Raw genomic sequence first — 24,754 nt, 5'->3', positions numbered from 1 at the left:
CCCTATGCACTGATGGGTGTTCTTGGCGCTGGCACGCCCGGACGTGCCGGCGTCACTTGGGACCTGCGGGAGCAGGCTGGCGTCACACGCGACGCTAGGGTCCACTTATCGTCAAAAGCCGGTGCGCAGGGCACCGGCTAACGGCGGTCGTTGGACCGGCCTCCTGCGACGGCATGTCGCAGGAAGAAGCTTGTTGCCAATGATAACAAGCCACGCGGCGCGATTTAAGTGGCATTAGACAGTAACATCTCACGAATCTTGCCAATCGCACGCGTCGGATTGAGCCCTTTAGGGCACACCGCCACGCAATTCATGATGCCACGGCACCGGAACAGGCTGAACGGATCTTCGAGCCGCGCCAGGCGCTCTCGCGTTGCGGTATCACGCGAATCGGCGAGGAAGCGATAGGCCTGCAGCAAGCCGGCCGGTCCCACGAACTTGTCTGGATTCCACCAGAAAGAGGGGCAGGCCGTGGAGCAGCAAGCGCACAGGATACACTCGTAAAGCCCATCGAGTTTTTCGCGTTCTTCCGGTGACTGCAGTCGCTCCATCGTCGGCTCGGTGGTGTCGTTCTGCAGATAGGGCTGGATGCTCTCGTACTGCTTGTAGAACACCCCCATATCGACCACCAGGTCGCGGATAACCGGCAAACCGGGCAGCGGGCGCAGCACCAGCTTGTTGTCCTTGACCACCTCGGACAACGGCGTGACGCACGCCAGGCCATTCTTGCCGTTCATGTTCATGCCATCGGAACCGCAAACCCCTTCGCGGCAGCTACGCCGGTACGCCATGGAACTATCCTGCTGCTTGATCATTTCAAGCGCATTGAGAACCATGATGTCGCGGCCCTGCGTGTCCAGCTCGAACTCCTGCATGTAGGGCACGGAATCGGTTTCCGGGTTGTAGCGATAAATGGATATCTGAAGCGTAGACATCTTGGACAACCCCTTAGTAGGTGCGGATTTTCGGCTCGAAGGTCTCGACGGTCTTCGGCGCAAAGTTCACGTCACGCTGCCCAAGCCGCTTCTCGACCGGGAAGTACATGGAGTGCTTGAGCCAATTGGCGTCGTCGCGATCCGGATAGTCGTAGCGCGAATGCGCGCCGCGGCTTTCCTTGCGATCCAAAGCGGAGATTGCCGTGGCTTCCGCCACCTCGAGCAGATTGTCGAGCTCCAACGCTTCGACACGCGCGGTATTGAAGGCATTGGATTTATCGGCCAGATGCGCATTACCGATACGCTCGCGGAGATCGGCCAGTTTCTTGACGCCCTCCTGCATGGTGTCTTCCTGACGAAAAACACCGAAATCGTTCTGCATGACTTCCTGCAGCTCGGCACGCAGTTCCGGAATTGCTTCGCCACCGCTCGATTCGTCCCAGCGGTTGAGGCGGGCCATGGCGCTGTCGATATCGGACTGAGCCGCCTCGAGGTAATCGACCCCCTCATTGAGCGCTTCTTCGATGAACATGCCGGCGGCACGCCCGAAGACCACCAGGTCGAGCAGCGAATTGCCACCCAGACGGTTGGCACCGTGTACGGACACACATGCCGCTTCGCCACAGGCGAACAGTCCGTTGACGATCTGATCGTTGCCATCGGCATCCTGCATGATCGCCTGGCCGTGGACGTTGGTCGGCACGCCGCCCATCATGTAATGACACGTCGGCACGACCGGAATCGGGTCTTTGGCGGGATCGACATGGGCGAAGGTCTTGGATAGCTCGACGATGCCCGGCAGACGCTTACCCAGAACCTCTTCACCCAGGTGATCGAGCTTGAGCATGACGTGATCACCGTTTTCGCCGCAACCACGCCCTTCAAGGATTTCCATGACCATGGCGCGAGCCACGACATCGCGGCCGGCCAGATCCTTGGCATTCGGCGCGTAACGCTCCATGAAGCGCTCGCCATCCTTGTTGATCAGATAGCCGCCCTCGCCACGACAGCCTTCGGTGACCAAGACCCCGGCCCCGTAAATGCCGGTGGGATGGAACTGCCACATCTCCATGTCCTGCATGGGGAAGCCAGCGCGCAGCGCCATGCCGATACCGTCACCGGTATTGATCAGCGCATTGGTCGTGGAAGAGTAGATGCGGCCCGAACCGCCTGTCGCCAATACCGTGGCCTTGGACTTGATATGCACGATTTCGCCGGTCTCGATGCACATGGCAATGCAGCCCACCACATCGCCATTGGCATTCTTGACCAGATCCACCGCGTACCATTCATTCAGGAACACGGTGTTATTCTTCAGATTGTTCTGATACAGCGTATGCAGCAGCGCATGGCCGGTACGGTCGGCGGCGGCGCATGTACGCGCGGCCTGGCCGCCCTTGCCGAAGTCCTTGGACTGACCACCGAAGGGACGCTGATAGATACGGCCGTTATCGAAACGCGAGAACGGCAACCCCATGTGTTCCAGCTCGAAAACCGCCTTGGGGCCTTCGGAACACAAGTACTCAGCAGCATCCTGGTCGGCGATATAGTCACCGCCCTTGACGGTGTCATACATATGCCAGCGCCAATCGTCATTGGGATCGGCGGAGGCGATGGCGCAGGTGATGCCGCCTTGGGCGGAGACGGTGTGCGAACGGGTCGGAAAGACCTTGGATAGCACCGCAGTCTTCTTGCCGGACTTGGCCAGCTCGAGCGCGGTACGCAGGCCGGAGCCACCGCCACCGATGATGATTGCGTCGAATGTCAGGCTACGCATATTGGACATGGATTAGGCTCCCCAAAGGACTTGAACGCCCCACACCAGAAAAACGAAGATGGCCAGCATGACGACCGCTTGAAATGCAAAGCGTGCACCCGTCTGCTTGAGATAGTCGGTGGACACCGTCCACAAACCGACCCATGCGTGCGCCGCGATGGAAATAAAGGCCAGCAGGGAGAAGATGCGCATCCAGGTCTGCGAGAAGAGACCGCTCCATGTGGCGTAATCGAGCCCCGGATGGAACAGTAGATACAGGACCATGAACACGGCATAGACCGCCAGAATGATGGCCGAGACTCGCTGGATCAGCCAATCGGACAGGCCACTACGACCGAGGTTCGTGATGTTGGTTACCATACCCAGACTCCTGCCAAAACCACCAAGATGGCACTGATCACGACCGTGATCTGCGCCTTGCGATACCCACCCTCGAGATCCACGCCAATACCTGCATCCATCAGCAGGTGCTTGATGCCGGCCACGAAGTGGAAGCCCAACGCCGAGAGCAATCCCCAGGCAACCAGTTTGGCGAGCACATTGTTGGCGAGGGCGTCACGCACTGCTTCGAATCCTTCGGGAGACGACAGTGACGCATCGAGGGCCCAGAAACCGAAGATCAACCCCACGAAGAGGATGACACCGGTAATACGGTGGGCAATGGAGGTCAGTGCGGGAAGTGGAAATTTTATCGTCGTCAGGTCTAAGTTTACGGGTCTTTTGCTATTCACGGCTCATCACACTCTCTTGGCCCGCCAGCGGCTAGGGCTGTACCCGGTGCGGGCGGTGGTTTGAGGGGGAGGCCTTGGTCGAGGGCTTACATGACCAAGCCATGCTCCTGCCAGTCGCGCGGGATAAGATTATAAGGACCGGGGGATGTCATGACAAATGAGATAGCCCTTGCAGCCATCCCCATGGACGCGTCAAATAGGGTGGCACTTCCGGGTAGGAACCTTGCTCGCCCTCCTTTCTATCGCCACGTCGGGACACGCCATGCGCGGCGGCGCCAAGCTCACAGGCGCCCTAGGCCCAATTGACAATCCACCGCGTGGTTCTATAGTAGGCGCATTATTTTCGCTGGCATGGCAAGCAAGACAAAGACTTAGGTAAAAGAGGAGGCCATAATGGCTGACAGGAAAGCGCAGTTGACGGTAGAAGGGTTGGACAAGACGATCGAGTTCCCTGTCTACTCCGGCACCGTCGGGCCTGATGTGATCGACGTCCGCGGCCTGACCAGCGAAGGTCTGTTCACATACGACCCGGGCTTCGTCGCCACCGCCTCCTGCGAGTCGGGCATCACCTACATCGATGGTGCTGCGGGCGTTCTTCTTCACCGCGGCTACCCCATCGGCCAATTGGCCGAGCACTCCAACTACGTCGAGCTTTGTTATCTGCTGTTGTTCGGAGAGCTCCCCAGCAAGGCGCAATACGACGACTTCGCGGCCACCGTGAGAAATCACACCATGGTCCACGAACAACTCGTCAACTTCTTCAAGGGCTTCCGTCGCGACGCCCACCCGATGGCGATCCTATGCGGCGTCGTCGGTGGTCTGGCCGCTTTCTACCACGACAATCTGGACATCACCAAAGAAGAAGAGCGCCGCGTCAGTGCGATTCGCCTGATCGCCAAGATGCCGACACTGGCCGCGATGTGCCACAAGTACAACATCGGACAGCCATTCAATTATCCGCGCAACGATTTGGATTACGCGGAGAATTTCCTCTACATGATGTTCGGCAACCCATGTGAAAGTTACGAGGTCAACCCGGTCTTCGCCAAGGCCATGGACCGTATCTTCATGTTGCACGCCGACCATGAGCAGAACGCATCCACTTCTACGGTGCGTCTAGCGGGCTCGACGGGCGCCAATCCCTTTGCTTGCATCAGTGCTGGCATCGCCGCGCTATGGGGCCCGGCCCACGGTGGCGCCAACGAAGCCGTGCTCAACATGCTCGATGAAATCGGTGATGAGTCCGAGGAGAACATCCAACGCTTCATCGATCGCGCCAAGGACAAGGATGATCCATTCAAGCTGATGGGCTTTGGCCACCGCGTCTATCGCAACTTCGACCCGCGCGCCAAAGTCATGAAAGAAACCTGCGACGAGGTCCTGGGCGAACTCGGCATGGCCGACGACCCACAGCTCAAGATCGCCAAGCGGCTGGAGCAGATCGCATTGGAAGACGACTACTTCATCGAGCGCAAGCTCTATCCGAACGTCGACTTCTACTCCGGCATCATCCTCAAGGCGATCGGGATTCCGACCAACATGTTTACCGTCATCTTCGCCATGGCCCGCACGATTGGCTGGACGTCTCACTGGAATGAGATGATCAGCGGTAGCTATCGCATCAGCCGCCCGCGTCAGCTCTATATCGGCCATGCCCAGCGAGACTACCCAACCAAGTAACTTGCTAGCCCAAACCCGGCCGAGATACGCCCGGCCAAGTTACTGTGTACAAGTGTCACGGACCGCCTTCAGGGCGGTCCGTGACGTTTGAATCCCGTCTCATAGCGCCCCTGCACTCTTCATCCCCACCGCCTTACGCTTCTATCCTGGAGCCGCTGAGCGTTTTCCACACTTTCTGTGGATAAACCTGTTCAAAACCTTTAGGTAGTTCGCCAGAAACACCATGACAAGGCGGTTACGCTCAAATCGATTAATTTTTGATCTAACATAAGTGGTTGAAAAACAGCATGTTTTTCAATAACGCGCAACATGGCGGGCCTTGGCTGGCGTTATACACAACACGCAGGCAAAGACGGCACGGCAGTGGACAAGGTCCCGGAGGTGTCAAGGGGAAAAACGTATAAAAACGTCTAGTCACGAACGACAAGCAGAGACAAAAAAAGACGCTTTCGCGTCTCTGATATCGCCACAACTGTAGGCAAGAAAAGGTGGCGTCCCATAGGGGGTTTGAACCCCTGTTACCGCCGTGAAAGGGCGGTGTCCTGGACCACTAGACGAATGGGACGCATTGTCTTGATGCTTGGTGGAGCCTAGCGGGTTCGAACCGCTGACCTCAACACTGCCAGTGTTGCGCTCTCCCAACTGAGCTAAGGCCCCGTGCCTCAAGACGGTGCGTAGAATACTGATTCTCTCTGGCTTCGTCAATATTTTTCGAGAAGGAAGAAGGAAGAAGGAAGAAGGAAGAAGGAAGACAGTATCTGGGATTTTCTTCCCCCTTCAAGCTGCGTAGCAGCGTCCTTCCCTCTTCCAGGCGCGCAGCACCGATCTATGAGCTTACAGCTCCCGATATTCTTTCTCGAAGCGCTTGGCCTGCTTCTTGGAAACGCCCCCCAGCACTTGGGTGGCATGACGCAGGCGCGCCCGTGTCATATCCGAGCCGAGAATTGCCATGGCGTCCAGCACCGAGGTGGAGGTCGCACTCCCGGTAACGGCGATGAAGACCGGCGCCAGGAACGCTTTCATCTTCATATTGAACGCCTCGGCCAAGAATTTGACCTCGTCAAGCAAGGCTTCTTTGTGCCAACTGGAAACGCCTTCCAGTCGCCAGGTCAAAAACTGTAGCAACTTGAGCAAGTCCTCGTTGTCGAGCTTAATGCCCTCGAAACTGGACGCCTCGAGCGGCGGTATCCCCGAAAAGAAATGCCCGGCCAGCGGCATGACATCGGAGAGCGTCGAGATTCGCGGACGTACCTGCGGCAAGATCTGGTTAACGTATTCCTCGTTGAAGGCCCACTCTCTCAGGGCTTCCAGCAAGGCGGCATCGTCTAGATCCTCGCGAATATAGACGCCGTTGAGCCAAGTGAGCTTCTCCAGATCGAACACCGGGCCGCCCAGCGACACGCGTTGAATATCGAAGTTCTCCATCATTTCCTCGAGGGTGAACTTCTCGCGGTCATCGGGCATCGACCAACCCATGCGACCCAGATAGTTGGTCACCGCCTGCGGCAAAAAGCCCATGTGCCGATAATAATTGATCGAGGTCGGGTTCTTGCGCTTGGATAGCTTCGACTTATCCGGATTGCGCAGCAATGGCATATGGCACAGCGTCGGCATCGGCCAATCGAAGTACTCATACAGCAGCTTGTGCTTGGGCGCCGAGTTGATCCACTCCTCACCGCGCATGACATGCGTGATGCCCATCAGATGGTCGTCGACGACATTGGCCAGGTGATAGGTCGGCATACCGTCGGATTTGAGCAGGATCTGGGCATCGACCTGCGCCCAGTCGACTTCGATTTCACCACGCAGCATGTCGCTGACGATGCAACTGCCCTCGCCCGGCACTTTCATGCGCACCACGTAAGGCCATTGCTCACGCTCGCGACGCGCTACTTCCTCGTCGGCAAGCGCCAGATCGGCGGGCTTGAGCGCCAGGTGCAGCCCCGCCGCCTTGCGCGTCTCACGCAGTTCATCGAGCTCTTCGCTGGTCCGATAGCACTTGAACGCATGCCCGGCGTCGAGCAATTGCTGCGCATATTGCGCATAGATATCGCCACGCTCGCTCTGCCGATACGGGCCATGAGGGCCACCGATATCTGGGCCCTCATCCCACTCGAGCCCCAACCAGCGCAAGGAGTCGAGGATCATCTGCTCCGACTCGGCCGTCGAACGCACTCGATCCGTATCCTCGATGCGGAGGATGAACTGCCCGCCATGCTGACGCGCGAAGCATAGGTTGAACAGCGCTATATAGGCCGTGCCGACATGAGGATCGCCGGTCGGCGACGGCGCGATACGTGTACGTACGGTCATGAAGTTCCCGATCTTTGGTGACTGACGATGGCATCATTATACGCATGCACCTATCCGGCATCAGCACCGCCGAGATAAACGCATCGGATAAGCCCTATGGCACTCGTCCAGCACGTTTTCACAGGGCCAGGTGCTCGCGAAACCACTCCGTGATGAAATCCAGGTAAGCTCGGGTCTTGTCGGGCAGATATTTGCGCGAGCGAAACAACACCAACATGCTGCCGTGCTCGTTCCAATAAGGCTGCAAGAGTGGCGTCAGTTGCCCCTCCTCCACCGCCGCGCGCGCCGCGAATGTCGGCAGGTAGGCCAAGCCAAATCCCGCCTTGGCCGCTTCGACCACGCCCAGCAGATTATTGATCACCAGACGAGAGTTAGGCTCGATATCCAGCGGTTGTCCATTGAGAGAAAAGCGCCAGTGAGCACCGAGGTCGTAATTGCCGTAGAACACCGTATCGAATTCAGCGATGTCCTTGGGGTGCAGCGGCCGCCCGACACGAGCCAGATAATCCGGCGCGGCGTACAGGCCATACACCACTTTGCACAGCGGACGCGACACCAGGCTCGAAGGCGGCATCGGACCCATGCGAATGGCCAGATCCACCGACTCGTCGATGGGCTCGAAGCGCTGATCCTCGAGTAAGATTTCCACCGACATCTCAGGATAGCGACGCATGAAGGCCGTGGTCGGTGCCGCCAAGTACATGAAGCCGAAACTCACCTGGGCACTGACCTTCAGTTGCCCTCGGGGTTGCGACGTCACCGACTGCACCTGCGCCTCCGCCGTCTGCAACTCTTCGATGACCCGCAACCCATGCTCGTAATAGATCTGTCCGGCTTCCGTAAGGCGCAGCGAACGCGTCGAACGGTTCAATAGGCTCACGCTCAACTCATCTTCGAGTGCAGCCACACGCTTGGAAGCCAACGACTTGGAAATACTCAGACGCCGCGCCGCTGAGGTAAAACTGCCCGCTCGCACGACCTCGACGAAGACACGCAATGCATCCAGTGTCGTCATGTTGAAGATACTCCGACATACTAGTTTCCAAATCAGAAACACTAGTTTTCGATTGTACCCTCTTATTACGCAAAGGCCGACTGCCTATACTGAGCGCGCTCGGGCAAGCGATGTATCGCTCCCGACATGCGTGGCCTTTTCTAGCGAAGTTGCCACGCGCACGCTAGCGGCGCTCGATGGTTTCGGCTTTCCTGCGCCGTGTGGCGTCTTCAGTGAAACGAGCTTTTCTTTGCGCCACTAGGCTGTTCTTCGGGACGGCCGGCGCTCTTTTCCTCCTCATGACCTCCTTCCCGCAGTGCCGTCCGAATACGGTATACGCACTACGTGCTGTTCATATCCCCCAACCCGAAACATACTTTGCCATTGGCTGGATATGCTAACGCGTTCACCTCATGGCGAGATGTCTACATGGACGCACTGGGACCCCGGATCAAGCAGCTAAGGATAGACGCCGGCTTGAGCAAGGCTGCCTTAGCCAGACGTGTCGGCGTATCGGATGTCACGATTTCCTATTGGGAATCCGGCACGATCAAGCAAGTCGGACACGAGCGACTCATCGCGCTGGCTGATGCACTGCATTGCCCGATCGAGCGACTACTCGAAGATGGCACTGCCGCCACAGCAAACACGGCCTCGCAACGTATCACCGAGGACGTGTCTGGCAAGGCATGCCTCTTGGCACTACACACCATGCCCCCGGTGCCGTGGGAAGCTCACACGCTCGCCGCCCCTCTTCCCGCCTCCGGCACCGTCATCGACGCTCTCGTTCGAGGGTGTTACCTCGTGACACCGGGCTCAGGCGAGACATTCGCCTATCTCGAGGCGGGCGATATCGCCGCCATTCTTCCCACCTCCCACTTCCGACAGGAAGGGCTTTACCTGCTCGAATGGCGGCACGCACTCACGATCCAACGCCTCAGCCTGCCTGAACCGGAGACGTTGCACATCGCCGACCATGCACATCACACTAGCGTCGATCCCAATAAGCCTCTCCCCTTTCGCATCATGGGGCGCCTTCAGGCTCGCTGGCAACAACGTGACGTCAGCGATTGACGCTATCCGACAGGCTTTTCTGATCGGCTCAGGGATTCAATGGATGACGTCTTGGTCCATACTAAGTGCATATCCTCAGCGACGGGGGCATCATGAGGAAAGCCATTCTGCTGGTGACACTGTTTGCCTTGGCATGGCCGGTGCTGGCCGATGAGGGTCAGCGCGACTCGCTCAACGACAGTCGACAGCGCAATCAACTGCAACGTGACGTCAGTAGCGACCGCGCCACCACAATCGAGCGTCGCCAATCGCTGAACCGTAGCGAACACCGCGATGAACGTTTCGACGAGCGCCAGCGTCGAGAGCGCCAACTCAAGCGCTCTCAGCGGCGCTTGGAAGACTCGCAACGCGAGCTCAGAAATCAGCGCAACCAGTCACCCTGACACAAAAAAACCCGACCAATACCGGCCGGGTTTTTATGCAAACCTGCATGTCCTTGCAGTTATCACGAACGTCCTGTCCGTGCCTCCATGCTTACCTAGGCGTCCTTTATACCTAGCTTCCTTGCTTTCCGCCCTTCCTTGGCGAACATCATCACCGTGGCAGAAGGTTCCCAGCAGTAAAATAATCTGCATTAAACAACCTCCATTTAACGTTCCAGAAGTACAGCAAGCCGCAAAGACGTCATTGCCACTCATACAGGCTAACTCGACTCCGCTCCGGAGTGATATTGCCGAGCTAGCCGTATGACGTACAATACGCGGCCACTGCATCCGCTATCGTTCTTAGCCAATCCCTTCACCGGAGGCCATCAATGATTGAAAAATCAGCGAAAGACTCGCTAGCGCGGGCCCGCCGGTTCTCCGTCGCCCCGATGATGGATTGGACGACCCGCGACTACCGCGCGTTCGCCCGCACGCTGACGCGTGAAGCGCTGCTGTACACCGAGATGGTCACGACCGGGGCGATCCTGCATGGCTCGCCGCGCGAGCGCTTTTTGGGGTATAGCGACGTGGAGCATCCGGTGGCGCTACAACTTGGCGGCAGCGATCCTGCGGCATTGGCGGAATGCGCCGCCATCGCCGAGGCCTGGGGCTACGATGAGGTCAACCTGAACGTGGGGTGCCCTAGCGATCGGGTACAGAACAACCTGATCGGCGCCTGCCTGATGGAGCATCCGGACAAGGTCGCGGCAGCGGTCGGCGCCATGCAGGCGGCGGCCTCGATTCCGGTTACGGTCAAGTGTCGTATCGGCATCGACGACCAGGACGAGGACGCCGACCTGGCGTACTTCATCGAACGCGTCGCCGATGCCGGCTGCGAGGTCTTCATCGTGCATGCCCGCAAGGCTTGGCTAGAGGGACTCTCGCCCAAGGAAAACCGCGACGTGCCGCCGCTCAATTACCCACGCGTGCATCGTCTCAAGGCGCAGCACCCCGATCTTCATATCGGTATCAACGGCGGTATCAAGACGCTGGACGAGTGCCGGGCACAGCTCGATCTCGTCGATAGCGTGATGATCGGGCGAGAGGCGTATCAGAATCCCTGGTTACTGGCCGATGTGGATGCCGCCATTTACGGCGGCGTTTCGCCAGTGCGTAGCCGCCATGCCGCCGCACGCGCTTTCCGTCCCTACATCGCCGAACGCCTGACGGCGGGCGCCAAGCTGAATCACGTCACTCGTCACCTGCTCGGCCTGTTCCAGGGCTGCCCCGGCGGACGCCAGTTTCGCCGACACCTATCGGAAAACGCCCACCGCGCCGGCGCCGGGCTCGAGGTTTTCGACGAAGCACTGGCAAAGGTACGCGAGCTCGACACCGCCAGCGCCGTTGCCTGAGCCAACACTATAGCTCCTGGCGCGTTTCGAAATCGGAGTGGAAGGTTTCAACGGCGTTTTCGGCCTCTTCGATTTCATCGAAGCGCGCCACATGAAATAGCGCCTCGCCTTCATTGGCGAGCGGCAGATTGCTCATGCCGATCACGATACCATCGGCGTTGGCGAGCACTTCCTGCTCGGCATTACCGAACGGATCGGCAACGCGTCCCAGGACATCGCCCCGTGCGACGCGCGCGCCCAACCGCGCCCGGGGGCGTAGAATGCCGTCGATAGGCGAGCGAGCCCAACTCGAGCCATTGGCAACCTCCGCAACGGCAGGCGCATGCCGGCGCCGATCGGTGGGTAGCATGCCCAGCAAGCGCATCACGCGCTGCACACCTCTTACCCCCGGCGCGATCGCCCACTCGTCGAAGCGCAGTGCCTCGCCAGCCTCATAGGTGAGTACCGGCACGTCACGCGACTGCGCATATTCCCGTAGGCTCCCCTCGCGCAATTCGGCGTTGAGAATCACCGGCACCCCAAACGCCTCGGCCATGGCCTGTGTCGCGGGCCGATCCTTCATCTGCGCCCGCACCTGGGGGAGGTTGGTACGATGAATCGCACCGGTATGCAGGTCGACGATATGCGTTGCAAGGTCGACGATCTGCTCGCGAAACAACGACGCGACACGCGAGCCCAGAGAGCCGACCTCGCTGCCTGGAAAGCAGCGATTCAAGTCACGCCGATCAGGCAAGTAACGCGTCTGCTGCACGAAGCCGAAGACATTGACGATTGGCACCGCAATCAGCGTGCCTCGTAAGCGCGATAGCGACGCCAGCCTCAGCATGCGACGTACGATCTCGACGCCATTGATCTCATCACCGTGAATAGCCCCACACACCAATAGCACCGGCCCTGGCTGACGGCCATGAACGACCTCAACGGGAATATGCAGCGGTGCATGGGTGTAAAGCTTGGCCACCGGTACGTCGATCTGTGCCCGGCTGCCAGGCGGAATACGCGTACCGGCGAGTTCGAAGGGAGCGCGAGCCATGAGTGTTCCTATACCGAAGATGGCAAATTCTTTATACCCGCCATGGCGCCTCATGACACCCTATTCATGCAAGCGGTTATTGATTTAGCCGTCAATGAAGGGCGCGACGCATGTCAGCGACGTAGGCTTTCGACCACTGCCATGAGGAGAAAAATGAAGCATGCTTACCTCCTGAGAACCTCACGGAGCCTCTTTGGGCGGCGTGCTCTTAAAATATACCCAAGGGGGTATATCACAGAGTTGCCCCGCCTTCGTAACGTTATCCCAACGCTAAGACTCAAATGACCAACTTTTAACGAAGGCTGGCCAAGATAAAACGATGGTTCGGGAGCAAACCGTGCTGGCAACGTCTCATCCCCATTCTTATTACGCGGCGTCCGCGAACGACAAGCGCGTGCGTCCGACCCTGCAGGGTCACGTGAAGGCAGACATCTGCATCATCGGCGCCGGCTTTACCGGCATGTCTACCGCCCTTCACATGGCCGAAAATGGCTACAAGGTGGTTGTCCTGGAAGGCAGCCGCATAGGATTCGGTGCTTCCGGCCGCAATGGCGGACAGATCGTCAACAGCTACAGCCGCGATATCGACTTCATCGAGCACCATTATGGCCAGAAGGTCGGTGCAGAGATGGGGAAGATGGCTTTCGAGGGCGGTCGCATCCTACGTCGTATCGTCAAAGACTACGACATCCAGTGTGACTTGAAGGAGGGCGGTATTTTCGCCGCGTGCAACCGCAAGCAGTTCGAGGAGCTGGTCGAGAAAAAGAAGCTCTGGGAAGCCCACGGCCACGAACAATTGGAACTGCTCGACGAGAATGCCATCCCGCAATACGTGGGTACCGAGCGCTACGTTGGCGGCCTAATCGATCACAGCGGGGGGCATTTCCATCCCTTGAATCTGGTACTCGGCGAAGCCGACGCCGTGGAGTCTCAGGGAGGAACCATCTACGAGAACTCCGCAGCACTGCGGATTCATGAAGGCGACAAACCGATCGTCCATACCGAGGAAGGCGACGTTGAAGCAGACTACGTGCTAGTCGCCGGTAATGCCTATCTAAATGGCCTGCTGCCAAAGCTGGAATCCAAGGCCATCCCCTGCGGCACACAGGTCATCGCCACCGAACCACTACCGGAAAGCGTACAGCAGCGTTTACTACCGAAAGACAATTGCGTCGAGGACTGCAACTACCTCCTTGACTATTTCCGCCTGTCTGGCGATGGCCGGCTGATCTACGGCGGCGGCGTTACCTATGGTGCCCGCGAGCCGGCGCAAGTCGAGGCTCTGATCATGCCGAAAATGCTCAAAACGTTCCCTGAGTTGAAAGACACTAAGGTAGATTTTGCCTGGACCGGCAACTTCCTGCTAACACTAAGCCGCTTGCCCCAATTCGGCCGCATCGGAAACAACATCTACTACGCACAAGGGTATAGCGGCCACGGCCTCACCTGCACCCACTTGGCGGGCAAAGTGATCAGTGACGCCATTCAGGGTCAGTCAGAACGCTTCGATATTTTCGCCGGCCTGCCCCAGCACTCGTTCCCAGGCGGACGGGCCATGCAGATTCCGCTGACCGCCATGGGGGCCTGGTACTACAACTTGCGCGACAAGCTCGGGATTTGATTTTTTATAATCAACCACTACCGCCATGAACATCAAAAACCGGGCAGACATCTAAGCGATGAACTGGGCTATAAGCTGAATACGTGAAAGGCAACCGACGCTAGCCTCTCCGCGGGACTTTCCCTTCGTGACGTGAGACTTTCGTCGTATTCTCATAAATTATTCAACAACAATAACAGGATGGAATCTATGTGCAGTGCCGTCTCCGACACACCCGCTTCGTGGTACCGAGCCTCCATCGCCGTGGAATTAGCGCCCAGCCAGCCGCTGGAAGGCGACACAAGGAGCGACGTATGCGTGATCGGCGGCGGGGTGACCGGCTGCTCCACGGCCCTGCACTTGGCCGAGCGTGGCTACTCGGTGACATTGCTAGAAGCCGGCGATATCGGCCATGGAGCCTCCGGACGCAGCGGCGGACAGATTCTACCGGGGCTGGGCACCGACATCACCACCGTCCAGCAAGCTCTGGGGCTGACTCGCGCCCGCGAGATATGGGAGATGAGCCGTGAGGCGGTGCGTCTCACGGCCGAGTTGATCGAGCGTCATGCCATTCCTTGCGACCTGGCCTGGGGCTACCTTCACGCAGCGGTCAAGCCGCGGCATATCAAGGAGCTCACAACCTTCCGCGAGCAGATGGCCCGTGACTACGGTTATGCAGCTCTCGAGTGGCTGGAGGGCGATGCCCTACGCGAGCATGTAGTCACCGATGCCTACCCCGCGGCCCTCTACGACCGGGAAGGCGGCCACCTTCATCCCCTCAACTACACGCTGGGCCTGGCCCGGGCGGCACAGCGCGCCGGGGTACGCGTGCACTCACATAGTGCCGCACGCACGATCCGCCGAGGTCAGCCGGCCACGGTCACCACCGAGAACGGCAGCGTAACCGCCGATTTCGTCGTGCTGGCCACTAATGCCTATCACGGTGACCTGGTCCCGGAACTCTCCGGTCGCATCATGCGGGCCGCCAACTACATGATCGCCACCGCACCGCTGAGCGAGGCACAAGCGGCCAAGGTGTTACCGAAAAACGATGCCCTCGCCGATGCCAACTTCGTGCTCGACTATTACCGGCTCAGCGCCGACCGTCGCCTGATTTATGGTGGAGAAGTCAGTTACGACGGCCGTGAGCCCCCGCGCCTTCAGGCGCGCATGGATGCCAAGATTGCCCGGCTTTTCCCGGTACTCGAGGGGGTGCCCATCGAGTACCGCTGGGGCGGCGATGTCGCGATCACCTTCAATCGGGCCCCCGATTTCGGCCGCCTAGGCGATAATCTCTACTATGCCCAAGGCTACTCTGGTCATGGCATGGCCATGGCCGGGCTGGCCGGCAAGCTGATGGCCGAGGCCATCGCCGGCCAGAGCGAACGTTTCGATGTCTTTTCCGCCATGCCACATCGACACTTCCCAGGCGGACATGCTTTGCGCAAGCCGTTGCTGGTGCTGGCGACCAATTTCTACAAACTGCGCGACCGACTCTGAATAAAGCCAACGACAAGCGAAGAGGGTACCTCCATGAGCGAGACCATGACGGCGGAGACTGCCGACCATCCGGGCGCTCGCCCGGCCGCCAATGAACGCGGCCGGGCGAACCATAAAGCGTCTTCGATCGAGATGCAGGGCCTGCACAAGCGCTTCGGTCGCGATACCGTGGCTTTGGATGGCGTCGATCTGGACATCCGGGCCGGTGAGTTCTTCACCCTGCTGGGTCCTTCCGGCTGCGGCAAGACGACCCTGCTGCGCATCCTCGCCGGCCTCGAGGAGCCGGATGCCGGGTCGCTGGTGGTAGGTGGCAAGAACATCACTGAAACGCCTCCCCATCAACGCAGCGTCAATACCGTTTTCCAGTCCTATGCGCTTTTCCCTCACCTTTCGGTCCGCGAGAACCTGGCTTTTGGCTTGAAGATGCGCGGCATGCCGGCGGCCGAACGCCACACCAAGGTCGATGAGATCGCCGACTTCATCAAGCTCGGTGACTTGGTCGACCGCCACGTCGACCAGCTCTCCGGCGGGCAGCGCCAGCGCATCGCGCTGGCTCGGGCACTGATCTGCGAACCTGACGTCCTGCTGCTCGACGAGCCACTCTCGGCCTTGGATGCCGGCCTGCGCAGCCAGTTGCAGGTAGAACTGCTACGAGTGCAGAAGCGGCTCGGCATGACCTTCGTTTTCGTGACCCACGACCAGCAAGAGGCCATGGTCATGTCCGACCGTATCGCCGTCCTCAATGGCGGCACCATTCAGCAGGTCGGGGCCCCGCGGGAGGTCTACGAGCGCCCGGTGAATGCCTTCGTGGCCCGCTTCATGGGCCACGATAATCTCTATACGATCAGCGCCCGCAAGAGTGACCGTTTGATCACAGCGCTGGGGGAACTGACCGCCGAGGATGCCGGCAACGGCGAGCTGCTGCTGATCCGCCCCGAGACGCTGGATCTATTGCCTGGCGCGGTCGAGGGACCCAACCACCTAACGGCCACCGTAGCCGAGCGACTCTATCGTGGCAGTCATGCCGAGTTCCGCCTGGCCATCGGCAACACCACCCTGCAGGCCACGGTCAACAACCGCGGCCGTCACCTGCCCGAGGTCGGCGAAACGGTGACGGTGGCGGTGGCGCCGGAAGACCTGGTCACCCTGCATGAGTGAGGAGGCGAACATGTCCTATTCTGGCGCAGTACCCACTGCCCGCAGCCGGGCCATGGTCCGCGAGACCCGCCATCTGCTGTTCACGGTGGCTCCAGGGGCGTTCTGGATCTTCATCTTCCTGGTGTTGCCCAGTGCATATCTGATGGGTGTAGCCTTCATGACCAACGGGCCCTATGGCCTGCCGCAGATGCCGCTGTCGCTGGACGCCTTCGAGCGCCTGGCCGGCGTGGGCTTTCTAGGCTGGAGCCCGGGCAATCTCTATACGTTGCTGCGCTCGCTGTGGCAGACCCTGGTATCGACGGTGCTGGTCGTGATCGTCGCCTATCCGGTGGCCTACTACATCACGACCTGTCGTGAGAAGTGGCGCCCGATCCTGTTGCTGCTGGTCGTCGTGCCATCATGGACCAATCAGGTGATTCGCGCTTTCGGCTGGATGAACCTGCTGGCACCGGGCACCCCCTTGTCTAGCCTGGCCGAGAGCCTCGGACTGGTGGCGCCCAACATGGGACTCTATCCCTCCAACCTCGCGGTCACCCTAGGGCTGGTCTACAACTTCCTGCCCTTCATGGTGCTCCCGCTGTACGCCGCCTTCGAGAAGCTCGATACGGCGCAGGTACAGGCCGCACAAGATCTCTATGCCAGCCCGGTACGAGCCTTCTGGCACGCTGTCTTTCCGCAGACGCTCCCAGGACTGCTGGCAGGCACGGTACTGGTCGCGATTCCCGCCTTCGGCATGTACGTGATTCCCGAACTACTCGGCGGCGGTAAGGGCATGATGCTCGGCAATCTGGTCGCCAATCAGTTCGCCGGCAGTTCCAATTGGCCACTGGGAGCCGCTGGGGCGATTTTGATGTTGATCGCGACATTCATCGGCCTGTTCGCCATGCGACGTATCGGCAAGCGCCTGGGCGGCGGTGAGGAGGTAGTGATATGAGAAAGCGAACGCTTGCGCGCGGTCTCGCGGGTATCTGGTGGGTGACGCTGTTCTTCCTCTACGCCCCCCTGTTCGTGATCGTGCTGTTTTCCTTCAATTCAGCCAACAGCACAGCCGTTTTCGAAAACTTCTCGCTGGCTTGGTATCGCAGGCTGTTCGGCAACGAGCAGATTATCAATGCTTTCGGCAACAGCCTGGTACTGGCGGTGAGTTCTTCGATCATAGCGCTGGTGATTGGATGTCTGATTGGCTACGGCATGTATCGTCATCGCCATCGCAAGCTGGGGTGGCTGATCGTCTTGATCTATCTGCCTATCGTGCTGCCGGATATCGTCTTCGGCATCTCCGAGATGACCTTCTTCGTGCAGATCCATGACTGGACCGGCCTGCTGCAACCAGGGCTCGGCACCATGATCATCGCGCATGTGACGTTCCAGATTCCTTTCGTGGCACTGATCGTCTACTCGCGCTTCGTGGGCCTGGACCCGACACTGTTCGAGGCTGCCAAGGACCTCTACGCGTCGCCGATCAAACGCGTGGTGCACTTCATGGTGCCAACCATCAAACCAGCGTTGATCTCCGCCTTCTTCTTGTCGTTTACGCTATCGATCGACGACTTCGTGATCAGTTTCTTCACGGCAGGACCGGAGAGCGCCACATTGCCGATCTATATCTGGAGCGCCATCAAGAAAGGAGTGACGCCCGAGATCAATGCGATTGCCACCCTGATGATCGGTGCGGTGGCCATGGCCGCCATATTCAGCATGCTTTTCAACCGCCAGGGGCGCCGCTAGGCGCTTCCTGTCAAAACGATGTAGCACCAACAAAACGTAGCACCGAAGGAGAGCGAAACGATGAAAACAATGACCACAAGAATCGCCGCTACACTCGGAGGCCTGCTGCTGGCCAGCGGCGTCCAGGCTCAGGAAGACAACAAGCTATATCTGTTCAACTGGACCCAGTACATGGACCCGGCGATCATCACGGCCTTCGAGGAGAAATACGACGCCGAGGTGGTGCAGAACTACTACAACTCGCTACCCGAGATGTTCGCCAAACTCAATGCCGGCGGGGTGTCGCAGTACGACATCATCGTACCATCCAACTACTACGTGCCACGGCTGATCGAGACTGGCATGGTGCAGAAGCTCGACAAGTCCAAGATTCCCAACTTGGACAATGTCATGGAGCAGTTCAAGAATCCTAGTTATGACCCGCAGAGTACCTATTCGGCACCCTACCAATGGGGGGTGACCGGCTTGGTGTATAACGCCGAGACGTTCCCCGACGCGCCCAAGAGTTGGTCGCTGATGTTCGATCCCGAGTCCAACTCGAGCTATCCCTTCGCGCTGATGGGCGATGGACAGGTCACCATGGGCGGCGCCTGTGCGTACCTGAATCACGGCTATGACTGTACCGATACCGAGGCCTGGAAGGAGGCTGCAAGACTGCTGATCGACACCAAGAATCGCAGCAACTTCAGTGGCTTCGTCGACGGCACGCCGAGTCTGCAACAACTGGCGCGCGGCGTGACGCACGTCGCCTTGAGCTACAACGGCGACTACCTCTTCTACCGCCAGGAAAACCCGGATTCTTTCGAGAACATCAAGTTCATGATTCCCGACGAAGGCACCGAGATGTGGGTCGACACCATGCTGATCCCCTCCAAGGCGCCCCATCCCGATCTGGCCCACAAGTTCATCAACTTCATCCTCGATGCCAAGATCGGCGCTCAGCTATCCAACTACAACTACTACGCCAGCCCCAATGCGGCGGCTCAGCCCTACCTCGACGACATACTGACCCAGCCCCCGATCCAGCCGTCCGAGGAAGATATGCAACGGCTGCACTTCACACCCAGTCTCGAGGGCGAACAACTGCAGGTCTTCCAGCAGTTTTGGTCAGAGGTCCAGTCACGCTGAAACGACAGGCCCCGGCCACTCGGCCGGGGACCCATCTGCAGAGCAAGGAAATCCAATGAGTAACCGTCAGGAACACCCCCACTTCAACGACTGGTTTCAGACTCGCGGCATCACCGAGGTCGAATGTCTGGTCACCGACCTCACCGGCATCCTGAAGGGCAAGATCATGCCTGCCGGCAAGTACCTGGGCGGTGGTCGCCCACGACTGCCGGACTCGATCTTCATCCAGACCGTCACCGGAGGCTATCCCGACGACGATGATATCCACTTCTGGAATCCCGCCGAGCGGGATATGGAGCTGGTGCCCGACCCCAACGCTATCTTCCTGGTGCCCTGGGCCGATGATGCCACCGCTCAGATCATCCACGATTGCCACTACCTGACCGGCGAGCCGGTGGAACTTTCCCCCCGTCACGTGCTCAAGCGGGTGCTATCCTTCTACGAGGCGCGCGGCTGGAAGCCGATCGTCGCGCCCGAGGTCGAGTTCTTTCTGGTCAAGACCAACACCGACTCCGACTATCCTCTGGAGCCACCGATCGGCCGTAACGGCCGTCAGGAAAGCAGCCGGCAGTCGTTCTCCATCGATGCGGTCAACGAGTTCGATCCGCTTTTCGAGGAAATGTACGACTACTGCGATGCCATGAACCTCGACCTGGATACCCTGATTCACGAAGAAGGTGCCGGGCAGATGGAGGTCAACTTCCAACACGGCGATCCCCTGCGGCTGGCCGATCAGGTGGTGATGTTCAAGCGCGCCTTGCGCGAAACGGCGCTCCGTCACGGCATGTACGCCACCTTCATGGCCAAGCCGATGGCCAATGAGCCCGGCAGTTCGATGCATCTCCATCAGAGCCTGTTGGACGCCGAATCCGGTGATAACCTGTTCGCTGGCGAAAACGGCAAGTCCAGCCGGTTGTTCCAGCAGTTCATCGGCGGGCTACAGCAATACCTACCCTCGGCCATGCCGCTGTTAGCGCCCAACGTCAACTCCTACCGTCGGCTGATGCGCACCGAGACCAGCGGCTCGGCGCCGACCAACGTCGAGTGGGGTACCGACAACCGCACGGTGGGCCTGCGGGTGCCGGTCTCGACGCCCGAGGCAACGCGGGTCGAGAACCGCCTGGCGGGGGCCGATGCCAATCCTTATCTGGTCATGGCAGCCTCGCTGGCCTGCGGCTATCTCGGCATGCTCGGCCAGCTCGAGCCACGTCCACCGATGATTGGGTCGGCTTGGTCCGGCGGCCACACACTGCCTGACGATATCCGTCCGGCGCTGGATATGCTGAGCGCTTGTCAGCCACTGGCCGAGGTTCTCGGCGAGCGTTTCACTAACAGCTACCTGGCAGTCAAGCGCGCCGAACACCGCGAATACTTCCAGGTGATCAGCTCCTGGGAGCGCGAACACCTTCTGCTCAGAGTCTAGGCTGATTTTTCGTGACACCGACCGATCACCTCGCCAATTCAGCCAGCCTGGCCTGGCACCATCATCTGGCCCGCCTGTTCCAAGGCGTCGCCAGCAGCGGCTTTCCACTCCTGCTGGAGCAGACGCTGCGCGAGCTGGTCGGTTTCGACACCATCCTGATCAACACCTATAAAGGACAACGACGGCCGCTGCTGATTCACGACAATTACCCCGCAACCCAGCGCCAACAAGGCATCGAACGCTATTTGAACCAGGCCTTTCTGCTGGACCCTTTCTTCAAGGCCGTCTATGACGGGCTAGAAAGTGGCGCACACCGGCTGCGTGAGCTAGCTCCGGACCGTTTCGAGAACAGCGACTACTATCATCATTACTATCGCGCCCTGGGGCTCACCGACGAGATCGGCTTGTTCGCCAGGGTCGACACTGACGTCGTCATGGTGGTGTCACTGGGGTTTCGCGACGATGCCCCACGGATCACCCGCCGGGATATGCTGGCGTTACGCCATATCTCGCCGGTACTGGAAGTGCTGCTAGGGGAATACTGGAAGTGGCAGGAACACCGCTTCCACCAATGCCTGGCCGAGCGGGAACCGGTGGAGGAAGCCTTCGACAGCTTCGGGCGGGAACGCCTGACGGCACGTGAACGGGACATCGTGCGCCTGCTGCTGGCCGGGCACTCCACCAAATCGGCGGCCCGCCAGCTGGGCATCAGCGATGGTACCGTCAAGGTCCATCGCAAGCATGTCTACCAACGCCTCGAGGTTTCCAGCCAGTCACAGCTCTTCCGGCTTTTCCTAGATCACGTGGCGATGGTCTCGCGGCAGCAGGCGGGATAGTAGACTTCAACCCGAACCCAGCCATATCGCCCTGAGGGTGCCCTTCCTTGGGCCGGCCTGCCTCCACGAACGAGCCGATGCTCCCGCCCTGATGCATGGCGTGGACGGCGCTCAGGTGGCGAGCGTCATCCAGACGGTCTTGAGATCGGAGTATTCCTCCAGCGAATGGTGGGACTTGTCACGACCGTTTCCGGACTGCTTGACGCCGCCGAAGGGGACCGTCTGGTCCATATCCGCCCAGTTATTGACGAAGACCTGGCCCGAGCGCAACCGACGGGTGACGCGCATGATGCGATCGATGTCCTGACTCCACAGGCCCGCCGCCAGGCCGTAGTCGCTGTCGTTGGCTAGACGTACGGCCTCCTCCTCGGTGTCGAAGCCGAACACCGCCAATACCGGGCCGAATATTTCCTCCCGACCGATGGTCATGGCGTCGGTGACGCCATCGAACACCGTCGGACCGATGAACAGGCCCTGGCCATTGATCCCTTCGACATTCAGGGCCTGGCCGCCGGCACGTAGCGTCGCGCCTTCTTCGACCCCCTGGCGGATGTAGTCGAGTACGCGTTGATACTGGGTCTGATCGACCATCGCGCCCATGAAGCTCGCCGGATCCAACGGGTCGCCGGGCTGCATGCGTTCGGCGGCGGCCAGTACCTTGCCGACGAAACGCTCACGAATGCTGTTCTCGACCAGCAGGCGCGAGCCGGCGATGCACACCTCGCCCTGATTGTGGAAGATCGCGGCGGCAGCGTGTTCGGCCACGCGATCCAGGTCCTTGCAGTCGGCGAAGACGAGATTCGGACTCTTGCCGCCACACTCCAGAAAGACCTTCTTGAGATTCGACTGACCGGCGTACTGCATCAATTGCTTGCCGACTCCGGTGGAGCCGGTAAAGGCCAGACAGTCGACCCCCATGGACAATGCCAAGGCCTTGCCCACGGTATGACCGAAGCCGGGCAGAACCTGAAAAACGCCGCGCGGCAAGCCGGCTTCGCGCGTCAGCTGGGCGAGGCGCAACGCCGAAAGCGGTGATTTTTCCGAAGGCTTGAGGATGACACTGTTGCCAGCCGCCAGCGCCGGGCCGATCTTCCAGGCCGTCATCATCAACGGGAAGTTCCAGGGCACGATCGACGCCACCACACCCAGCGGCTCGCGCAGAACCAGCCCCAGGCTATCCTCGCCGGTGGGCGCGATTTCACCATAGAGCTTGTCGATGGACTCGGCATGGTGACGAATGCAACCGATGGCACCGGCCATGTCGCCCATGGCACTCGATACCGGCTTCCCCATGTCCAGGCTGTCGAGCAGTGCCAGCTCGTGCTTGTGCGCCTCCATCAGGTCGGCCAGACGCAGCAGCACGGCCTTGCGTTCGCCCGGTGACGAACGCGACCACGTGCCGTCTTCGAAGGTACGCCGCGCCGCCGACACCGCCGTCTCGGCGTCGGCCGCATCGCAACTGGCCACTTCGGCGAGCGTCTCGCCAGTGGCCGGATTGAGCGTGATGAATGTCGCGCCATCGACGGCATCGACGAAGGTGTCATCGATATAGGCACGCGCCTCGAGGCCTGCTTCGACAGTCAGGTGCTCGGCCAGGGCCTGCCAATCGGCGTGAGTGACGGGGTTTGAAGGGGTGGAGTGAGTCATGTTGTTCTCCCAGTATCAGGATGCACGGTTGGCGCGTTCAAGAATCGCATCGCAGAGCACTTGCGTGCCTGCAGCACAGTCTTCCGGCGTGGCGTATTCGGCCTCGTTGTGGCTGATGCCGTCGCGGCAGGGCACGAAGATCATGGCCGTCGGCGCGACCCGCGACACATAGACGGCATCATGACCGGCACCGCTCATCATGCGACGGTATTTCAGCCCCTGCTCACGGGCGCCGCGTTCCACCGCAGCGACGCATTCGGGGGCGAACTCGACCACCGGCGAGGCCCAGATCCGCTCCTGGGTCACCGTGACGCCGCAGGTCTCGCCCACTTCGCTGAGCAGTCCCTCGAAATACGCCTGCAATGCGTCGAGTTCGTTCTCTACCACATGGCGCAGGTCGATGGTGAGCTTGACGTCGCCTGGCACCACATTGCGAGACGCGGACACGATCTCCAGGCAGCCGCAGGTCACCTTGGTGTCGCCGCTTGCGTCGGCCAGCGCATGGGCCTGCAGCCGGTCGATCAGACGCGCCGCCGCGGCCAGGGCATCACGCCGATAACGCATGGGGGTGGGACCGGCATGGGCCGACTGCCCCGCAAGCGTCACGTCGAACCAGCGCATGCCCTGGACACCGGTCACCACGCCGATGGTCTCGCCTTCTTCCTCGAGCACCGGGCCCTGTTCGATGTGCAGCTCGAAGAAGCTGTCCAGACGCGGCTCGCCGACCGGCGATTCGCCGGCATAACCGCAGGCCTCGAGAGCCTCGCCGAACGTCACGCCGTCGCGGTCCTCACGGGCCAGGGTCGACACGACGCTGAACGCACCGGCATAGGTACCGGAAGCGACCATGGCCGGCGCGAAACGGCTGCCTTCCTCGTTGGTCCAGACCACCAGTACCAGCGGCCGCTCGGTGACGATGTCGCGGTCCGCGAGTGTGCGCAGCACTTCGAGTCCGCCCAGAACGCCGAGAATGCCGTCGAAGCGACCGCCCTTGGGCTGGGTGTCCAGATGACTCCCCATGGCCACCGGCGCGAGATCGTCGCGCTGGCCGGCGCGGCGGATGAAGAGGTTGCCGACGCGATCGACCTGCCAGGTACAACCGAGCGCCTCGCACCAGTCGAGCAGCAGGCGTCGTCCGGCGGCATCTTCCGGCGTCAAGGCCAGGCGACAACTACCACCGTTTTCGGTCGGGCCGATCTCGGCCATCGCCATCAGACTGTCCCACAGCCGTTGGCCGTCAATGGAAACCGCCATGAAGTCTCCCCTTTGTGCTTGTCAGGTGTTTGGGTCATGGAACACATTAGGCGGCTCCCGGGTCGTTGCGATATACCCCTATCAGGATATATTCCCGCCCTACCCTTCCTCGCTAGTCTCTTTGCGAACGCAACGACGTATCACAACGACGACTCATCGCGGCCAC

Annotated in this window: 21 protein-coding genes and 2 tRNA genes; 12 read left to right on the top strand and 11 right to left on the bottom strand. The window is 60.0% G+C overall.

Translation table 11 applies throughout. The features are described 5' to 3' along the window. Positions 1-224: 224 nt before the first annotated feature. Genes KZO83_RS03450 through sdhC form a run of 4 tightly spaced genes read right to left on the bottom strand, consistent with a single transcriptional unit; the run spans position 225 to position 3,443 of the window. Positions 225-935, bottom strand: coding sequence for a succinate dehydrogenase iron-sulfur subunit (locus KZO83_RS03450; RefSeq protein ID WP_040244083.1), 711 nt, complete (start codon positions 933-935; stop codon positions 225-227). Between the two features lie 13 nt (positions 936-948). Next, positions 949-2,721, bottom strand: coding sequence for a succinate dehydrogenase flavoprotein subunit (sdhA, locus tag KZO83_RS03445; protein WP_178999424.1), 1,773 nt, complete (start codon positions 2,719-2,721; stop codon positions 949-951). Positions 2,722-2,724: 3 nt separating this feature from the next. Beyond that, a complete protein-coding gene (gene sdhD / locus KZO83_RS03440; protein WP_178999423.1) occupies positions 2,725-3,072 on the bottom strand; it encodes a succinate dehydrogenase, hydrophobic membrane anchor protein in 348 nt (115 codons plus the stop codon). Then, complete coding sequence (gene sdhC, locus KZO83_RS03435) at positions 3,066-3,443, bottom strand: succinate dehydrogenase, cytochrome b556 subunit (RefSeq protein WP_052445110.1); 378 nt, start codon at positions 3,441-3,443, stop codon at positions 3,066-3,068. Before sdhC ends, sdhD begins: the two co-directional genes overlap by 7 nt. A gap of 393 nt (positions 3,444-3,836) precedes the next feature. Here sdhC and gltA point away from each other — a divergent pair, with 393 nt between their 5' ends. Further along, complete coding sequence (gene gltA, locus KZO83_RS03430; RefSeq protein ID WP_246893810.1) at positions 3,837-5,123, top strand: citrate synthase; 1,287 nt, start codon at positions 3,837-3,839, stop codon at positions 5,121-5,123. A gap of 489 nt (positions 5,124-5,612) precedes the next feature. On the opposite strand, the gene KZO83_RS03425 is transcribed toward gltA, so the two are convergent. The 4 genes from KZO83_RS03425 to KZO83_RS03410 all read right to left on the bottom strand — a co-directional run bounded on the left by KZO83_RS03425 (position 5,613) and on the right by KZO83_RS03410 (position 8,451). After that, positions 5,613-5,688 (bottom strand) — tRNA-Glu (locus tag KZO83_RS03425). Between the two features lie 16 nt (positions 5,689-5,704). Further along, positions 5,705-5,780, bottom strand: a tRNA-Ala gene (locus KZO83_RS03420). A 177-nt stretch (positions 5,781-5,957) separates the two neighbouring features. Next, positions 5,958-7,436, bottom strand: a complete 1,479-nt coding sequence (gltX, locus tag KZO83_RS03415) for a glutamate--tRNA ligase (RefSeq protein WP_247619769.1) — start codon at positions 7,434-7,436, stop codon at positions 5,958-5,960. Positions 7,437-7,554: 118 nt separating this feature from the next. Continuing rightward, positions 7,555-8,451 (bottom strand): LysR family transcriptional regulator, encoded by an 897-nt coding sequence (locus KZO83_RS03410; RefSeq protein WP_097022420.1) that lies wholly within the window; start codon positions 8,449-8,451, stop codon positions 7,555-7,557. Between the two features lie 408 nt (positions 8,452-8,859). Here KZO83_RS03410 and KZO83_RS03405 point away from each other — a divergent pair, with 408 nt between their 5' ends. The 3 genes from KZO83_RS03405 to dusA all read left to right on the top strand — a co-directional run bounded on the left by KZO83_RS03405 (position 8,860) and on the right by dusA (position 11,281). Beyond that, positions 8,860-9,504, top strand: a complete 645-nt coding sequence (locus KZO83_RS03405) for a helix-turn-helix domain-containing protein (RefSeq protein ID WP_178999420.1) — start codon at positions 8,860-8,862, stop codon at positions 9,502-9,504. Positions 9,505-9,596: 92 nt separating this feature from the next. Beyond that, entirely contained in the window at positions 9,597-9,887 is a 291-nt protein-coding gene (locus KZO83_RS03400; RefSeq protein WP_178999419.1) for a hypothetical protein, read from the top strand. A 371-nt stretch (positions 9,888-10,258) separates the two neighbouring features. Further along, positions 10,259-11,281, top strand: a complete 1,023-nt coding sequence (gene dusA / locus KZO83_RS03395) for a tRNA dihydrouridine(20/20a) synthase DusA (protein ID WP_247619768.1) — start codon at positions 10,259-10,261, stop codon at positions 11,279-11,281. Positions 11,282-11,288: 7 nt separating this feature from the next. Here dusA and KZO83_RS03390 read toward each other — a convergent pair whose 3' ends face one another. Next, on the bottom strand, positions 11,289-12,314 hold the full coding sequence (locus KZO83_RS03390) for a succinylglutamate desuccinylase/aspartoacylase family protein (protein ID WP_178999417.1): 1,026 nt from the start codon (positions 12,312-12,314) through the stop codon (positions 11,289-11,291). 337 nt (positions 12,315-12,651) lie between these two features. Here KZO83_RS03390 and KZO83_RS03385 point away from each other — a divergent pair, with 337 nt between their 5' ends. The 8 genes from KZO83_RS03385 (at position 12,652) to KZO83_RS03350 (ending at position 21,687) form a co-directional block, all read left to right on the top strand. Next, positions 12,652-13,935, top strand: coding sequence for an NAD(P)/FAD-dependent oxidoreductase (locus tag KZO83_RS03385; protein WP_442867474.1), 1,284 nt, complete (start codon positions 12,652-12,654; stop codon positions 13,933-13,935). Between the two features lie 189 nt (positions 13,936-14,124). After that, positions 14,125-15,414, top strand: coding sequence for an NAD(P)/FAD-dependent oxidoreductase (locus KZO83_RS03380; RefSeq protein WP_247619766.1), 1,290 nt, complete (start codon positions 14,125-14,127; stop codon positions 15,412-15,414). 33 nt (positions 15,415-15,447) lie between these two features. Next, positions 15,448-16,572 (top strand): ABC transporter ATP-binding protein, encoded by a 1,125-nt coding sequence (locus KZO83_RS03375; RefSeq protein ID WP_178999408.1) that lies wholly within the window; start codon positions 15,448-15,450, stop codon positions 16,570-16,572. Positions 16,573-16,582: 10 nt separating this feature from the next. Continuing rightward, on the top strand, positions 16,583-17,506 hold the full coding sequence (locus KZO83_RS03370) for an ABC transporter permease (protein ID WP_178999407.1): 924 nt from the start codon (positions 16,583-16,585) through the stop codon (positions 17,504-17,506). After that, positions 17,503-18,300, top strand: coding sequence for an ABC transporter permease (locus KZO83_RS03365; protein WP_178999406.1), 798 nt, complete (start codon positions 17,503-17,505; stop codon positions 18,298-18,300). Before KZO83_RS03370 ends, KZO83_RS03365 begins: the two co-directional genes overlap by 4 nt. Positions 18,301-18,360: 60 nt before the next feature. Beyond that, the gene (locus KZO83_RS03360) at positions 18,361-19,428 is read left to right on the top strand and encodes an ABC transporter substrate-binding protein (protein WP_247619765.1); all 1,068 of its coding nucleotides are present in this window, start codon (positions 18,361-18,363) and stop codon (positions 19,426-19,428) included. A gap of 55 nt (positions 19,429-19,483) precedes the next feature. Further along, positions 19,484-20,851, top strand: coding sequence for a glutamine synthetase family protein (locus KZO83_RS03355; RefSeq protein ID WP_178999404.1), 1,368 nt, complete (start codon positions 19,484-19,486; stop codon positions 20,849-20,851). 11 nt (positions 20,852-20,862) lie between these two features. After that, entirely contained in the window at positions 20,863-21,687 is an 825-nt protein-coding gene (locus tag KZO83_RS03350) for a LuxR C-terminal-related transcriptional regulator (protein WP_247619764.1), read from the top strand. Positions 21,688-21,798: 111 nt separating this feature from the next. Here the strand turns inward: KZO83_RS03350 and KZO83_RS03345 are convergent, their stop codons facing one another. After that, positions 21,799-23,334 carry an aldehyde dehydrogenase gene (locus KZO83_RS03345; protein ID WP_247619763.1) on the bottom strand — a complete coding sequence of 512 codons (1,536 nt, stop codon included), beginning with the start codon at positions 23,332-23,334 and terminating at the stop codon, positions 21,799-21,801. A 15-nt stretch (positions 23,335-23,349) separates the two neighbouring features. After that, on the bottom strand, positions 23,350-24,588 hold the full coding sequence (locus KZO83_RS03340; RefSeq protein ID WP_247619762.1) for a Zn-dependent hydrolase: 1,239 nt from the start codon (positions 24,586-24,588) through the stop codon (positions 23,350-23,352). Positions 24,589-24,754 lie beyond the last annotated feature (166 nt).

This window comes from Chromohalobacter moromii (assembly GCF_023091865.1).
In the GTDB taxonomy this organism is placed as follows: domain Bacteria; phylum Pseudomonadota; class Gammaproteobacteria; order Pseudomonadales; family Halomonadaceae; genus Chromohalobacter; species Chromohalobacter moromii.
Note: the sequence above shows the minus strand (reverse complement) of the source record. Positions and strands in the feature narration are given on the sequence as shown.